We start from the raw sequence: 15,491 nt of genomic DNA, 5'->3' as shown, positions 1-15,491 counted from the left end.
CGCCGCATACCGTTTCCGCGTAACCTTGCCCATAAAACCCGTCCTCGTTCAGGCCAGATGATAGCTTACCGCCCTGTCCGAAAAATGGGGGCCACTTCTTCATGTCCATGCCTCTTACGGCGCATCCGGACGATTTTGAAGATACGGCTGGTGTCACCCTTCTATCGTGCGATCCGAAACGACATCATCGCAAGTAACGGTCTCTGCGCCGGGCGATCCGGCCGGAAACATAACGCTCGGCGGGTCTGCCAGAGCAGATCCCGGTCAGATGGGATCATATGAACGGGTGAAGATGCTCACAAAAATCAATGAAACAGAGCCTTTCTGCTGAACCAGAGTTCAGTGGAAATTCTCCAGAAGCTGTTTATCTCCCACAGTCGACCTTTCGCATTCGCTCCCCTTAAACTGCCTGTCCGCTCAAGAAATAGAAGCGGACAGGCGGGATGCGCCTCATCTGAGACGTAGCGAGCATTTATAAGTTAATCGCAAAGCAGACATGCGCCTTTTTAGAACGCACGATTTATCCATATGCGATTACGGTTTCCCATAGTAAAGTAAATTACTCTGATACGCTGCTACGTCATCATGTAAGTATCTATTATATAGGGAGATTTATCGACATGGACGCAGACGACTTTAAGGTAGAAGCAGTACTCAAGGAAGATCGTCGTTTCATTGTCCCCCTATATCAACGTAAATATCAATGGTCTGAAAATAGATTGCTTCCTTTTTGGGAAGATGTTCAGGCGAAAGCCGCTGAAGTTCTATCTGACGATAGTAAATTCGAACATTACATGGGCGCGCTGATCATCGCTCCAGTCGATATTGGCTCACAGATAAGCAAGACGCCAATCGTTCAGGTTGTTGATGGCCAACAGCGCCTTACTACTTTTCAGCTTTTTCTAGCAGCATTACGCGAGGCAGCTAAACGACAGGGGTTGGTTGATTTTACTAAAAATATCAATGGTTATTTATATAACAATCCCAAAAGCAAAGATACAGATCCTCTTACTAAGTTTAAGCTTACCCCGACACCTTCAGATAGTGCGCTTTTCCACGACCTGATCGAGTTGGATTATAGCGAAATCGAACGAAAATATCGTCACTTTTTCTGGGGTTCCACGGTTCCCAAAAATACTGATAGCCCAGCATTTCGAGCTTATTTCTTGTTCAATAAATGGATTGAAGAGTTCCTGCTCAATGGCCCGAGCGACGATGCTCCCCCGGATGATGACTATGCTCCGGAAAACTTCGAGGGCGATAATGAACAGGTTACAGTTGAGCGATTGGAAGCCCTCCTGAACGCAGTTCTTGATCGCCTAAAGCTTGTTGTCATCAGTCTAGGTGAAAATGACGATGCTCAAGTTATATTCGAGACATTAAATTCAAAGGGTGAGCCGTTACTCGCCATGGATCTCGTCCGTAACAACATCTTTCATAGGGCAGAAAAGCAGGGAGCTAAGGTCGAGGATCTATATCGGAGGTTGTGGGATCCTCTTGATGATACATGGTGGCGACAAGCCGCACCAAATGCTCGTCCTACACGCCCGCGCATTGATCATTTCCTCGCCCACACTCTGGCAGCAGAGACCGGTGATAAAATTTCCATGCGCGAACTATATGCAGAATATCGAGCCTTTGCCGTCCCCAAAAGTAAACCGCGTTTTGAGAATGTTGAGGACGAGTTAAAACTACTTGAACATTATGCTCCGCTATACGAGACTTTGGAAGGTAGGAAATCTTACGATACAGATTTGGCGTGGTTTGGTCGCAAGATGTCTGCGTGGCAGGTAACAACTGTCTACCCAGTTGCCATGCAATTAGGCGCGGATGACGTGGATCAGATTACTCGCAAGTTGATCACGAAACTACTCTATTCCTACATCGTCCGTCGTGCATTGTGCGGACTGACTACTAAAAACCTCAACAATGTATTTCAGAGTATAGCATCAATTTTCCGACAAGATGGGGTTTCAATTGGTTCCTTCTCTACATTTTTTTATGGCAAACAGGGAGATAGTGTGCGGTTTCCATCTGATGATGAACTGCATGAAGGTATCCTTTCCAAAAATGCTTACGCTATTTCTCCGCAATCACGTCTGGTAGATATTCTCTGGGAATTAGAACAAGCTTCACGATCTAACTTCTCGGAAAAACATGAGAAGCCGGATGGGCTATGGGTTGAGCACGTCTTGCCACGAACGTGGACGGAGGATTGGCCATTCGCAGACAGTGATTACGCTGCGCCAGACAGTGATCTTCCTCAGACGACATCAAGGCGATCAATTATTGATACGCTTGGAAATCTAACTTTGGTCACAAATAGTCTTAATATATCTGTAGGAAATAAGAGTTATTTAGAGAAAAAAAGAAAATTTTCCGATCATACAGGCCTATTCTTAAACAAGTGGTTCCTTAATCAAGAGAGGTGGGCCGAAAAAGAGATCGCGCACCGAGGTGAGCACTTAGCATTGCTTGCAAAAGCGATATGGCCATACATAGGTAGTTTGCAAATAAACCAAAATGAATAGTCACAAATTTATCTGGAGTGCTCTTAAGTAATTTTCTTCCACTAATTTCGTATCCAAAGTTGGATATTTTGCTTCCCTGCCCGAGCTGCCTGTCAGTTATTCGCGTAACGGACAGGCAGAACACGCCTCATGGTGGACATACAGCAGGATGAAAAGTTTTCCATATAGCGGATACTAAAAATTTGCGTACTTGTGGTTAACTTACCCACGAAATCGAATTTGCTATCGGGTTCTGGAGTGGCTGGAGTAGCCTTTCTCGAAATGCAACGATAAGGCCAAAGTGACGATGGACCGTGTTAAAGACGAGGCACACCTTGCAGCACTAGATGCTCGCTTACCAATGTCCGAGAATGTTTCATACGTAGATGCTCTTGCAGCGCTAATTGCTTCTGAAGATCTAATCCGGAAGACCTGTCAAGAACACATGGCACCTAAGGCTATCACAAGTGCATGTCTGTTCGGTTTTGGTGTAGGCAACCGTGCGCTTGCAGTTTCATCTGGTTTCAGAACAATGGTCGAACAGCAGAATTCATTATGTGCGTTACCGTTGGTTCGCATGCATCTCGACACATTGCTTCGACTTTACGCCGGTTTCTGGGCAGCCAATCACCAGAGCTTCTGTCATGAAGTGTTGATGGGGGCGCAGATCAACCGCATGAAAGATGCGGACGGTCATAAAATGACCGATAAATTCCTCGTCGATAAGTTAACGACCAGAAACCCTTGGGTTGCAGATGTCTACAAACAAACATCAGGCTATATTCATTTCTCTGGGCGTCATATTCGCTCGGTCATGCGCATGGAAGACTTGAGTAGCGGAGATATCCTGCATGGCCAACTTGTGATCGGCCCCAAAGATTACAATCGGCAGCAGGAAGACTTTTGCGAGTCAATCAGGTGCGTCCACCATCTGAATTTGATTCTCGATTTCGCCCTAAAGGACTGGTTCATAAGGATGTGCAGGCCAGACGGTCATATTCCCGACGTGACCGAGATTTGGGGCGATTATGAGCAGCAACCTGAGAGTTAGGTCGCTGGTAATATATCTCAATTCAGAATACCTACCTGCAGCGACCGACAGCGGACCTTCCGCTTGCCCCTCTTAGCTGCCTGTCTGTTCAGTGAATATCAAGCAGATAGGCGGTAATCGCCTTCATGGCAGACGATTTGTGTCGCTCTTATTTGCCTGATATCGGACTTTGGTCTCCGGCGTAACGCGCGGGTCTGGTTATGAGAGGCGATCGCTCGTCGGGGCACCCATGTCTACCTGACACAAAACGAGTTCGACGCCCTCGTTTCGTTCGTCTACAATCCAGGAAGAGGTTGGCCGGGTGTCCGTGCTGCTATCAACACCGGCGATAAACGCAAGGCCGTCAGGATCATCGAGGAGCAGGTGCGCTCGGGCGGCAGATATCCACGCATCCACCAGTTTCCGCAAAAACCGGCTTTGAAACGCAGGAGAAAACAAACTGACAAGATTTTTTATCAACAGGACCCGATTCTGCGATGAAGCCAAAATGTCTTGCGATCCACCAGTCACAAGTGTCGTTGGTAGTGTTGCTCCTGCAACCATACAACGTTCAGAAAACCCCACGGGATCAATAGATCCGTGGAGTTTCCGTTATTCGCATGTCAGATTGAATTGGATAATTCTAAATTGTGCCAGTCATGTCTTGTTACGAATGCGCGAAAACCACCCTGATTTTTTTGAAGGGGGTGGATAAACCTGTGTGCCAGCAAGAGATTCAATGCGTTCGCAATTCCAGACACCATCGTCTATTGCTTGTTGGAGCATGGCCAATGTGACTGGCACTGTTATTATTTTGCGGACTGGTTTGCCCAGTAAAAGTTTCCAGATCAGAAATCGAAAAAAAACAAAGAGGATAACAGGGATAATTAATAAAACCTGTGTTTCATCATTAAAATATCGATAATAATCAAAATCCCCCACCTTGATTGAGAATGTTTCTGCATAAGATTCCATGAGGTAATGAGCATCAATCCCGTCCAGACTAAGATCCTCTACTACTCTTGTTGACGGTTTAATTTCTTCTTCAGAAATTTTTTGCTCAGAAATTAAGAAATTTTTTAGTTTATCTGAGATAATATACATTTAAAAAATCCTGTCTTCAGATTTAACCAGACGATTATACTGCTGAACAGTATTATAAAAAATTTTCGATACGTCGTAAAAGGTGATAGCAACACCTACATACGGCAGCAGATTTTGAATGCTCAGGGTGTCCCAAAATACAGGGTCTATTCAGAAGGCGGCTGCGGCTTCAGATGAAAACGGGTGATCTCGGATGGCCTGCCCAGCCGGAGTGCGAAGCCCGGCCACAGTCCGGTGCCGTTACTGACGTAAAGCGTCATGCCACCAATATTGTAGCGCCCGGAAACAAACCCGTTGTTGCCACGTGCAACGAGACGGTCGAGACCGACAATCATCCCGCCATGCGTATGTCCCGATAACTGAAGGGCGACACCCTGTGCGGCAGCGGCACGCGCATCACCGGGCTGGTGGTCGAGCAGCACGACCGGCGCCCCGGCAGGACGGCCGGCAAGGGCCGCTGCCAGATCCGGGCCAGCCTGTCCATGCCCGGGCGCCGACCGGTCGGTGACGCCAGCAATGACCAGCTTGGCTCCGTCCCGTGTGATGACCGCATGGCGGTTTAGCAGCATGTGAAAGCCCAGTTCCGACAGGTGATGTATCCAGTCGGCGTAGTCGAAGAAATATTCATGGTTTCCCGGTATCGCCAGAACACCGTCCGGCGCATGCAACTGCGCAAGAGGGGCCACGTCAGCGCGGCGCATGGCCACCGAACCATCAATGAAATCGCCCGTCACAACAATCATGTCGGCGTCAGCCGCATTGGTGCGGTTCACAACTGCCTGTACCCATCTGGCGGGAAAAAGCCAACTGATATGCATATCGGTCAACTGGAGCAGCCGATACCCGTCAAATGCTGGCGGCAGGCCGGGAATGGTGATGGTCACGTCCCTGACCGGTGGAACCCGCAGCGCGTTGGCGACACCGATGGCAGACAGCATGCCCGCAATCCCGCCCACGGTTGCCCGCGCGTCCGCCGGGATATGCACCGGCTGCCATGTCACCAGCGCAACCAGCAATGCGCCGAGATCAAGCGTGATCTGAAGCAGCGTGAGGAACAGGATCGTCCCGAACGCCCAGTTGAACATGATGACAAGAGGGCGGGGGAATTCTGGCGCGAAGATGGAACCCGAAGAAAGCCGGGACCAGTAATGATAGAGTGCGGCTACGACCACCAGTGCGGCCACGGGTATTTTCAGGCCCAGCGGAAGTGGTAACGGCCAGAGCCAGTTCAGGATCACGACAAGAAGGGGTAAACCGAAAACAACAAGGCGCATTACAATCAATATCCTCGCACGAAAGCGCAGGGAGACATCTTCCGTCCCCCTGCGCACGGGCCACACACAGTGGTAAAATGTCTGTCTGGTCGTCAGGTGTGCCCGTTATGCCAGAAACAGGGGCACTGAGGCTTCAGGAGAATTTTTCCCCGACCATTTCCTCGCTCTTTGCCCACAGGGCCTCGGCGTGTACGGGATCGACCGCGTAGGCCCGCACGCCCTCACTGACCAGGGTGAGTGACCTGTCATCGGGCACGACCGGGCTTACGTGGCAGTCTTCGCAGTAATGGCCGCCGACCGCATCAGCTTCCGCCACCACACCGGCCCAGACCGACGTGGCCGCCCCCTGCGGAATGGTCTTGAACTGGAACGGTGGTTTCCCGTCTGCTGCGGCCTGTTCATTGATCCTTGCCACCATCGCCTCGATGCCGCCTGCTGGCATATAACGCGTCAGTTCGGTCAGGATTCCACCCGGATGTATCGCCGTGGCGCGCACGCCGCGTGCGCGATGCCGTGCGTCAAACGCAACGGCAAAGAGGATATTGGCCGTCTTGGAGCGCCCATAGGCGACGAAGGGATCGTACGGTGTATGCTCGAAATTCGGGTCTTTCAGGTCAACATCGGCAAAGCGATGTCCGGCCGAGGATACATTGACCAGCCGGGACCCGGTACGCATCAGTCCCGCAATCCGGTTGACGAGGACGAAGTGTCCCAGATGATTGGTGCCGAACTGGGTCTCGAACCCGTCCTTCGTATGGCCGAACGGCGTGGCCATCACGCCCGCATTGGCGATGACCAGATCGAAGGGCAGAGCTGTTGCGTTCAGCTTATCGGCACAGGCGCGCACACTGTTCAGATCCGCGAGGTCAAGGGCAATCAGTTCGAACGTACCGCCCCCACGTTTAGCGTCGGCACGGACCTGCCCGGTAGCATGTTCCGCTTTTGCCAGATTGCGTGCGGCACCCACCACCTGGGCGCCATGTGCGGCAAGGGCGCGCGCGGTTTCAACGCCCAGACCAGCGGAAACGCCGGTCACAAGGACACGTTTACCCTTCAGGGATACGCCGGAGAGGACATCTTCTGTCGTCGAACTCGCGCCAAAAATCTGTGTCATGGGTGGAACTCCTTAAAAGGATGCATCCGTTTTTTGCCGAAGTGGCATGCGGGGTGTTATATGGAGCATGGCTCCGCTTGATATATGCGGAGAGTCACTCCGTTTAACAAGAGGGAAACCGGTGACCGACGAAAAAAAGCCGCGCCGCCGACCGCGCAGCGATGGACAGCGCAACAGGGAAAACCTGCTGAAAGTGGCGAAAGCCGCGTTTACGGCGGGGGAAGTCGATATCCCGCTGGACGAGGTCGCCCGTCGTGCGGGGGTCGGGATCGGAACGCTTTACCGTCACTTTCCCAATCGCGATGCGCTGATCGAGGCGGTCTATCGCGCTGAACTGGACAGTCTGGCGGATGCAGCGCCAATCCTTGCCGCGCAGCATCCACCAGTGGAAGCGTTGCGTGCATGGATGCGGCTGTTCGTGGATTACATTGCCGCCAAGCTGGTCATCGCTCCCGCCCTCAACGGACTGGCGGGCGGCACGGGCGCGCTCTACGCCCAGTCCGGCACGGTCCTGCAGGACGCGATCGAGAAACTCATGGCGGCAGCCGTTGCCAGTGGGGACATCAGCGCGGATATCGAGCCAGTCGACCTGCTCCGTGCCCTGGCGGGGGTTTCAAACTACGCTGCGGGTCCCGGCTGGGAGACCAGTGCGAAGCGCCTTGTCGATATTCTCATCGCCGGATCACGGGCGCCGGCATCGTGATGCCGCGTGATAGAGAGTTATGTCGATAGTGCTCTCGGGTAAACCGAATGCCCATTCATGGCCGGGAAGCATGGAAACCCGACATTCGATCGGACAGCCATGATGGCAGCATGCCTGAAAGGCCATATTGTATCGAAACGTCACAGCGCCGTTCTTGTATTGATAATGATTATTATATTCATATAAGGAGGGGCACTGACGCAAGCTGTCAAGGAACCTTCAGGCTGTGGCCTCGACCGATCACCTTCTGGAAACCTATCTTGCGAACCGGCCCCGTTTCGTATCTTTCGCAACCTCCATGGTCGGCTGCACGGCACAGGCGGAAGATATTGTGCAGGATGCTTTTGTTCAGGTCGCATCCGTAAAAAGGCAGGGCATTGTTTTCAATCCCGTCGCATACCTGACCGCAATAATACGGAACCTTGCGCTTGATCATCTGCGTGCTGCGCACAGGCAGATTCCAACCGAAATCGATCATACCCTGCTGGCTGATACAGGTGCGGGGTCCATATCGCCCGAAGCCCATTGCGGGCACCGGCAGGAACTTCATTCCGTGGCGAATGTCCTGACCAGCCTGCCGCCACGCACCCGCCGCGCGTTCGAGATGTACCGCATCGGCGGCTATACATTACAAGAAATTGCAACTGTTCTGGGCGTCTCCACCACACGCGTGCATAAGATGATCCAGATCGCGCTGGTTGCCTGTGCAACGGCCCTGCCAGATATGGAGCCGTAAAGATTTTTTTCTTACCGTTGAAAAACAGGTCCCTGTCACGTCCCTGTTTCTGGGAACACGCTCAACGCTGCTGGCGTGGAAGAAAGGGGAGGGGCAGATGAGCATACAGCCAACACAGGACGCCGGGCGCGTCATGCTGGAAGCCGCCACCTGGAAAATCCGCCTTAATGAAGCACGGCATGATGAAACGGTACAGGCGGAATGCGCCGCGTGGCGTGCGCTGGACCCCGCCCATGAACGGGCATGGCGCCGGATGGAACGCGTATGGGCCGTCACTGGCGAACTGCTGCCGCCCATGGTGCAGGCACCTGACCAGCGGCCCGCAACATCCTGCCCGCCTGCGGCCAGCAGGTCATACGCCCCCTTGCGACGCCGGTTGCGGATTGCCGCAGGCTGCATGCTCCCGTTGGCAGCCAGCCTTCTGGCCTTCGCCACGCCGGACCTCATGGTGCGCCTGCGGGCTGATTATTACACAAAAACCGGCGAAACCCGCACGGTCATCCTGTCTGACGCAACGGCCGTGACCCTGGCAGGCCATTCCGCCATTGCCGTGCATTATTCGGGTCGGGAACGGGGAGTTACGCTGCTGGCCGGGGAGGCGTTTTTCAACGTCGCGCATGACGGAAAACACGGCTTTGCCGTCAGGGCAGGAAATGTCACGGCCCGCGATATCGGCACCACCTTTGATGTGCAGATGACCGGCCCCGATGTGCGTGTTGCCGTGCGTGAAGGGATTGTGAACGTAGCACGCCAGTCTGACCCCGCCCTGCGTCTGACCGCAGGCCAGCAATGGACGGTCGATCAGCATACGGGCAAGACGCATCGTGGCGCGATCGACCCGGATGAAGTCGGTTCATGGCGTTCAGGGCAGATGGTGCTGAATGACGTACGGTTCTCCGAAGCGATCGAGGTTATGGGGCGCTACTATCCGGGTACCATCGTGACCCATGGCTTGGAACACGACACCATCCCGGTAGGGGGGGTATATGACCTGCGCCACCCCAGGGAGGCGCTGGAAGCCCTGTGTGCGCTGCATGGGAACAGGCTTGTTTCGCTCCCCGCCGGCTTCACCCTGATACTGGCCAGTCACAATGCGCCCTGACGGGCCGGAACGGCAACCCGGCGCTTTTTGTCTCGAAGTGCGAAAAAAAGTTTCACTACCCCGTTAAAAAAAAATCGTCTCAACGGACATGAATATACGCGAGTGCAATTCGTTTGCATTTGCCCTCAACCGTCTGCCCGTGAGATCTGATCATGCCGTGTGTTCTTCTGTCATGCCGTCGCAATCGCATCCGGCCTTCCCGAATCAGCCTGCTTACCGGCACTTCGGCATTGATGTTCGTCATGTGGAACGCCACGGGCCATCATGCCGTGGCGTCACCGGTCGCGGCCAGTGTCGCCGTCCCGCCCGCACCGATACAGCCATTCAGTATTCCTGCGCAGCCGCTGGCCCACGCCCTCGTATCCCTGGGCGCGCAGACGGGCATGCAGATCGCGTTCGATAGCGCCACGATATCGGATGTACGGTCAGGGGCGGTGACCGGGCAGATGACAACGGAACAGGCACTTTCCGGCCTTCTGGCAGGCACGGGCATTACGTACCGGAAAACCGGGGCGCATTCCGTCTCGCTCGTCCGCGCAGCTTCCTCCATCACCCTTGATCCGGTACGGGTGGAAGGGCAGGGGAACGTGGGCGGCAGAAAAGGGTGGAAAGAAGAACAGATCGCCGTTTACGCCATATCGGGGCGCGCGGGCCTCGTGCCCAAGAATTCCAGTGCGGCCACCAAGACCGACACGCCACTGATTGAAACCCCGGAATCCGTGTCCGTCGTGACCCGCGCGCAACTGGACCAGCAGAACGCCCGCACCATAGCCGAGGCCCTGCGATATAATGCCGGCGTGTCGGGGGATGTGGCATCGGGCTACACCACGCGGTTCGATATGGTTGAAATCCGCGGCTTTCAGGGGGCTGCGGGCGCGGATGAGTTTGTTGACAACCTGCGCCTGTTCAACGGCGCCTATTACGCTACCCAGCAGATCGACCCCTATCTGCTTGACCGGATCGACATTCTCAAGGGGCCGCCTTCTGTCTTGTACGGGCAGTCCAATCCCGGCGGGGCCATTGTACTGACCACAAAACAGCCGACGGCTACCCCGGTTCATTCCGTCTCGGTCGAAGGGGGGACATACGGCTACGTACGCGGCACCGCCGATTTTGGCGGACGGATAGACCGTGATGGCAAATGGCTGTACCGCATAGCCGCAACCGCCACCACATCGGGCACACAGGATGAGCACACCCGCAACGAACGCTTCGGTGTCCTGCCATCGCTGACATGGACCCCCAATGATCGCCTGACCATGACACTTTCCGCCTTCTGGCAGCGTGACCCGCGTGGCGGAAATTTTGATACGGCACCCCTGGAGGGCACCATCCTGCCCAACCCGAATGGCAAGATTTCGGACCATTTCTATCCTGGCGACCCGAATTTCGAGACCTACAAGCGCACCCAGACGGCCGTCAACTACCGCCTGAGCTACCGCATTGCGCCCAACTGGACCTTCAAGTCATTTGCCCGTTACGCCAATGTGGGGGCGTTTTTCCAGCAGGTGTCTTCGGGCGGGATGCTTGATGATGACAACCGGACGCTGGAGCGTGCGGCATACGGGTCAGAGGAGCATTTCGACACGATTACGGTAGAAGAACAGATCCTTGGCCATTTCCGCACCGGCCCGGTCAAGCACAACGTTATTATTGGCGGCAACTGGCAGAATATCCGTGATTCCGCCAATCTGTATTACGGTGACGCCCCCTCACTGGACGTCTTTGCCCCGACCTATGGGCAGAGCATTGGCAAACTGGATCTGTACGAAGCACAGAGCATAACCACCAATCAGGAAGGCATATATGGCGAAGACCAGATGACATGGGGCAGGCTGCATGTGCAGGGGGGCGTGCGGCATGACTGGTCCACCATCGACACCCGTGACCAGACGGATAGCGGCGGCAGCTTCAACCAGTCGGATCAGGCCACGACGTGGCGCGGCGGCATTCTGTACGCGTTCCCCATCGGCCTGTCGCCCTACTTCCATTACGCGGAATCTTTCCAGCCCGCGAACAACCTGTCCTTCAACGGCACGCCATTCAAGCCGACCCGGGGGCGGCAGTTTGAAGTGGGGCTGAAATATCAGCCGCACAACTTCAACGGCTTCTTCACGCTGGCACTGTATGACCTCAAGCAGAGCAACGTGCTGGTCACCGATCCCGTCCATATCGATTTCTATACCCAGACCGGCGGTATCCGTTCGCGGGGGATCGAACTGGAAGCCCATGTTGACCTGACCCGCAACCTGAACATCATTGCGGCCTATACCTATCAGGACGTGGCCTATACGCGCGGCAGTGGCGACCTGACTGGCGAACGCCCGATTGCGGTGCCCAAGCAGACATTCTCGGTCTGGGGCCATTATGACCTGCGCAATGGCCCGCTGCGGGGTCTGGGGTTTGGCGCGGGCGTGCGCTACAACGGCAATACGCTGGTGGACAACACGCTGGAATACGTAACACCCAGCTATGTGCTGGTGGACGCGCAGGCACAGTATTCACTTGATGCCGTCGCCCCGCGCCTGAAGGGCATGCTGTTTCAGGTAACTGCGCAGAATCTGCTCAACCAGCGCTATTACCCCAGTTGCGCGGGTGCCGATACCGGTTGCTATATCGGTGCCAACCGCAATGTCATCGGCAAGGTGACTTATAGCTGGTAACTTCCATGCGGGTCTCCCGTTCAGCCTCCCACCCCGGCGCAAAGATCCGATAGCCGCCTGTCTCAACCGGCGGCTGCCCAGCTTTTTCATGACAACAGGCCAGATCCAGAGACAGCGCCGGAGTATCTGCCCGACTGGACAGTATTCCCGCAGCGCTATGGCTCCCCGGCAAGCCCCGGCCATGACACCGACCAGTCCCTGATTGTCACGTATCTGGTCCTGATGCGCGAGAATGCGAAATAACGGCAGTCATTCCCGACAGCCGGACGGTTACGCTCGATGCCGGAAACCAGACCGTCTGCTGTCTCGTTAGAGCGGGCACGGCCTGCCGTTCCAATCAGAGCGGCGGCCCTGTTACAGGCGCGGAGTATCCTGAACGTGTACGCTGAAACAAGTCATGAAAACGTTGAGTCCTGCCTGACCGAGGCACTGGTTATCCATGCATCGCATGATCTGAGGCTGGACCCCATTCTCCTACCTGATCCCGGCCCCGATGAAGTGCAGGTGAATATGGCCTGGGGTGGCATATGCGGTTCGGACCTGCATTATTTTTCCCATGGGGGCGTTGGGGCGTCCGTACTGCACGCCCCCATGGTTCTGGGGCATGAAGTCTCTGGCACCATCAGTGCGCTGGGCAGTGATGTAAAAGGCTTTTCTGTAGGTCAGGATGTGGCCATTCATCCGGCGCGGCCCTGTGGTCACTGCCTCGAATGTGCGCGGGAGCGGCGCAACCTCTGTCGCAACATGCTTTTTTTGGGAAGTGCCGCACGTGATCCCCATACCGATGGCGGCTTTCGCCGGTCCATGACTGTAAAGGCAGCACAGCTTCATTCCCTTCCTCCCGGCCTGACTCTTCGCCGGGCATGTCTTGCCGAACCTTTGTCCGTCGCCCTGCATGCCATTGCACGTGCGGGCGATGTGCGTGGTCGTAACGTGATGGTACAGGGGGCAGGACCAATCGGGCTGTTAATCGTGGCGGGACTGGTCCATCACGGGGCGAAACGGATCGTGGTAACCGATCTGGAAGATTCTCCACTACAGTGCGCCACCCGGCTTGGCGCAGACAGGTGCTACAACACCCGCCATACCGAGGTAGAGGAAGAATTCGATATCCTGTTTGAAGCTACAGGCGTGCCGACTGCGCTGCCTGCGGCCATAGGCCATACACGGCGGGGTGGCATACTGGTTCAGGTTGGCATGTTCCCGCCAGGGGACATACAAGTGCCCGTTGCACAGATCATCAACCGTGAACTCGATTTCAGGGGTACTTTCCGTTTTGACACGGAATTCGACGCCGCACTTGCCTTATTGGCTGAACGGCCTGAAATTGCCGATATTCTGGTCACCCAGCAGTTTCCCCTGCGCGACTTTGCCGCGGCCTTTGCCCTGGCGCCAGACCGCAGGCAGGCAGCCAAAATCCTGCTGTCCCTGAACAGTTGAAGGGATGGCGCCCATTCTCGCCTGACCAAACCGGCGGGAATGGGTAAAAAGTCTGGCTTCCATTTGTACGGAAGTGGTTATGCCCCGGAAACCAGCAGGCGTGTACTGGTCCGTTCATCGAAGGACTGGTTCGTGGTGACAATGAGGGCGGTCTGTTCATATAGAGACGGCTGATCATATGGAACCGCAACAGTCCGCCAGACTGGACAAAGGGCAGGGCACCCGGTTCGTCGAGGACGACAAAGTCCGGTCAGTCGGCCCATGCGGATACAGTTCGAGCCAGCGATCGTGGCCAGATGGGTTTTGCGGTACCCTATGCGTCCCACAGACACGACATTACACGTGAGACCGAGGAATCCGCTCCGGGCCAACTACATGCACCGATTCATAGGTCCCATCCATTGAGTTCCTTGTAAGCGCCGAAACTTCAGGTGCCGGGAGAACACGCGTCCGCGCGCATATTTCATCCAGGGATAATGTGGAGGGGTTACGGGATTGCTGGGCAAGGAGATAATCATAGGGAGATTTTGCGTAATCCCAACAATGCGCATTATTATCCCATAAGAAATCTTATGCCAACAAAAACCATCTTCATATCTGGCATCGCGTAACGCGCCTGATCCGGTGTCTGGAATCATGTGGGCCTGACAGACCTGTATGTTTCTCCCGTCCCATATAACAAACCGAACCGGCATTCGTATACCGGATACAGCGGGAACTGCATGCGGCGTGATGTCCCACACGCGTTACTCCCGCTGTTCGCTACCCGTTACACGTATCAGGTCGCATGCCCATATGTGGCCGTCAGCCGTTCGCGCAGATAGTCGCCTCCGATGATGGGGGGATAATGGGGCGTGTCGCCCGCAGTCGTAACGATCGGTTCCACCAGCGCATCGGCATCGGGGTCCAGAAAGAATGCGACGGAATACCGTTCGCTTGCGGGCTTCAGCACACGGTGGGGCGTGGAGACATATACGTCATTGCTCCACCGCATCAGGCAGTCGCCGATATTGCATACGAATGCCCCCGGTATGGCCGGGGCGTCGATCCAGTCACCACCGCGCGGGCGGACCTGTAGCCCTGCCACACCATCAACCGCCAGTATGGTCACGTTGCCATAATCCGTGTGGGCCCCTGCCCCCGGCGCACCGTCGTCGCGCGCTTCGGTTTCCGCCGCGCAGTAATGCAGCAGGCGTAATGTCGCCATGGGGTGGCGGAATTTATCGGCAAAGAAATCCTCAGACACCCCCAGATCCAGCGCAAATGCCCGGTGCAACGATGCCCCCAGTGTCTGGCATGCCTGAAAATAACCCAGCATCCGTTCCCGCCAGCCCGGCAGGTCCGGCCACGCATTGGCAGGCTCCCCTTCCGCTTCACGCCCGATGTTGAAGGCTTCCTTGCGGTCCGGCAGGGCCGTCGTATCCAGACGTTCCACACCGTAGCCGACATACCCGCGATTATGCCCGATACGACTGCGGGCAATGCTTTCCTTCTGTGCATCTGGCAGGGCAAACAGGGCATGGGCGGCGTCAAAGACGCCCCGCATCATCGACGGGTCAACACCGTGGCCGGTGATGTAGAAAAACCCCGTCTCCCGGCATGCCTGCCCTATGGACCGGGCGACCGCCCTGCGCTCATCCGGCGCGCCATTCCGCAGGCGCGTAATATCAATGACAGGGATATCATGGGTCATGGGACTGATCCTCAGCGCTATCAGGGATCACGACACGAAAGTGTATTTTACGTACGCTTGGAGTGAACACCTGTAGAACTGGCCACATTGAGGTTCACGCAACAAGTAGGGATGCAGGTACC

The 15,491-nt window shown here is 55.3% G+C and carries 12 protein-coding genes; 8 read left to right on the top strand and 4 right to left on the bottom strand.

Annotation, left to right across the window (positions count from 1 at the left end):
• The first annotated feature begins 620 nt into the window (after window positions 1–620).
• From CFR79_RS14230 to CFR79_RS16405, 3 genes are all read left to right on the top strand, one after another.
• On the top strand, window positions 621–2,531 hold the full coding sequence (locus CFR79_RS14230; RefSeq protein WP_110548332.1) for a DUF262 domain-containing protein: 1,911 nt from the start codon (window positions 621–623) through the stop codon (window positions 2,529–2,531).
• Window positions 2,532–2,811: 280 nt separating this feature from the next.
• Window positions 2,812–3,561 carry a hypothetical protein gene (locus CFR79_RS15730; RefSeq protein WP_146220149.1) on the top strand — a complete coding sequence of 250 codons (750 nt, stop codon included), beginning with the start codon at window positions 2,812–2,814 and terminating at the stop codon, window positions 3,559–3,561.
• Between the two features lie 210 nt (window positions 3,562–3,771).
• Window positions 3,772–4,041, top strand: a complete 270-nt coding sequence (locus CFR79_RS16405) for a glycoside hydrolase family protein (RefSeq protein WP_408884596.1) — start codon at window positions 3,772–3,774, stop codon at window positions 4,039–4,041.
• A gap of 156 nt (window positions 4,042–4,197) precedes the next feature.
• Here CFR79_RS16405 and CFR79_RS14215 read toward each other — a convergent pair whose 3' ends face one another.
• The 3 genes from CFR79_RS14215 to CFR79_RS14205 form a co-directional block, all read right to left on the bottom strand.
• Complete coding sequence (locus CFR79_RS14215; RefSeq protein WP_110548329.1) at window positions 4,198–4,644, bottom strand: DUF1493 family protein; 447 nt, start codon at window positions 4,642–4,644, stop codon at window positions 4,198–4,200.
• 146 nt (window positions 4,645–4,790) lie between these two features.
• Entirely contained in the window at window positions 4,791–5,918 is a 1,128-nt protein-coding gene (locus CFR79_RS14210; RefSeq protein ID WP_110548328.1) for a metallophosphoesterase, read from the bottom strand.
• Window positions 5,919–6,051: 133 nt separating this feature from the next.
• Window positions 6,052–7,032, bottom strand: coding sequence for an SDR family NAD(P)-dependent oxidoreductase (locus CFR79_RS14205; protein ID WP_110548327.1), 981 nt, complete (start codon window positions 7,030–7,032; stop codon window positions 6,052–6,054).
• Window positions 7,033–7,153: 121 nt separating this feature from the next.
• Between CFR79_RS14205 and CFR79_RS14200 the strand changes: the two genes are divergently transcribed.
• The 5 genes from CFR79_RS14200 (at window position 7,154) to CFR79_RS14180 (ending at window position 13,676) form a co-directional block, all read left to right on the top strand.
• Complete coding sequence (locus CFR79_RS14200; RefSeq protein WP_110548326.1) at window positions 7,154–7,735, top strand: TetR/AcrR family transcriptional regulator; 582 nt, start codon at window positions 7,154–7,156, stop codon at window positions 7,733–7,735.
• A gap of 226 nt (window positions 7,736–7,961) precedes the next feature.
• Complete coding sequence (locus CFR79_RS14195) at window positions 7,962–8,471, top strand: sigma-70 family RNA polymerase sigma factor (RefSeq protein WP_110548325.1); 510 nt, start codon at window positions 7,962–7,964, stop codon at window positions 8,469–8,471.
• A gap of 97 nt (window positions 8,472–8,568) precedes the next feature.
• Complete coding sequence (locus tag CFR79_RS14190) at window positions 8,569–9,573, top strand: FecR family protein (protein WP_110548324.1); 1,005 nt, start codon at window positions 8,569–8,571, stop codon at window positions 9,571–9,573.
• A 152-nt stretch (window positions 9,574–9,725) separates the two neighbouring features.
• Entirely contained in the window at window positions 9,726–12,236 is a 2,511-nt protein-coding gene (locus tag CFR79_RS14185) for a TonB-dependent siderophore receptor (RefSeq protein ID WP_110548323.1), read from the top strand.
• Window positions 12,237–12,614: 378 nt separating this feature from the next.
• Entirely contained in the window at window positions 12,615–13,676 is a 1,062-nt protein-coding gene (locus CFR79_RS14180; protein ID WP_258373632.1) for an L-idonate 5-dehydrogenase, read from the top strand.
• A gap of 778 nt (window positions 13,677–14,454) precedes the next feature.
• Here CFR79_RS14180 and CFR79_RS14170 read toward each other — a convergent pair.
• Window positions 14,455–15,369, bottom strand: a complete 915-nt coding sequence (locus CFR79_RS14170) for an isopenicillin N synthase family dioxygenase (protein WP_110548321.1) — start codon at window positions 15,367–15,369, stop codon at window positions 14,455–14,457.
• Window positions 15,370–15,491 lie beyond the last annotated feature (122 nt).

The sequence above is a fragment of the Komagataeibacter saccharivorans genome (genome assembly GCF_003207825.1).
Classification (GTDB): Bacteria; Pseudomonadota; Alphaproteobacteria; order Acetobacterales; family Acetobacteraceae; genus Komagataeibacter; species Komagataeibacter saccharivorans.
Note: the sequence above shows the minus strand (reverse complement) of the source record. Positions and strands in the feature narration are given on the sequence as shown.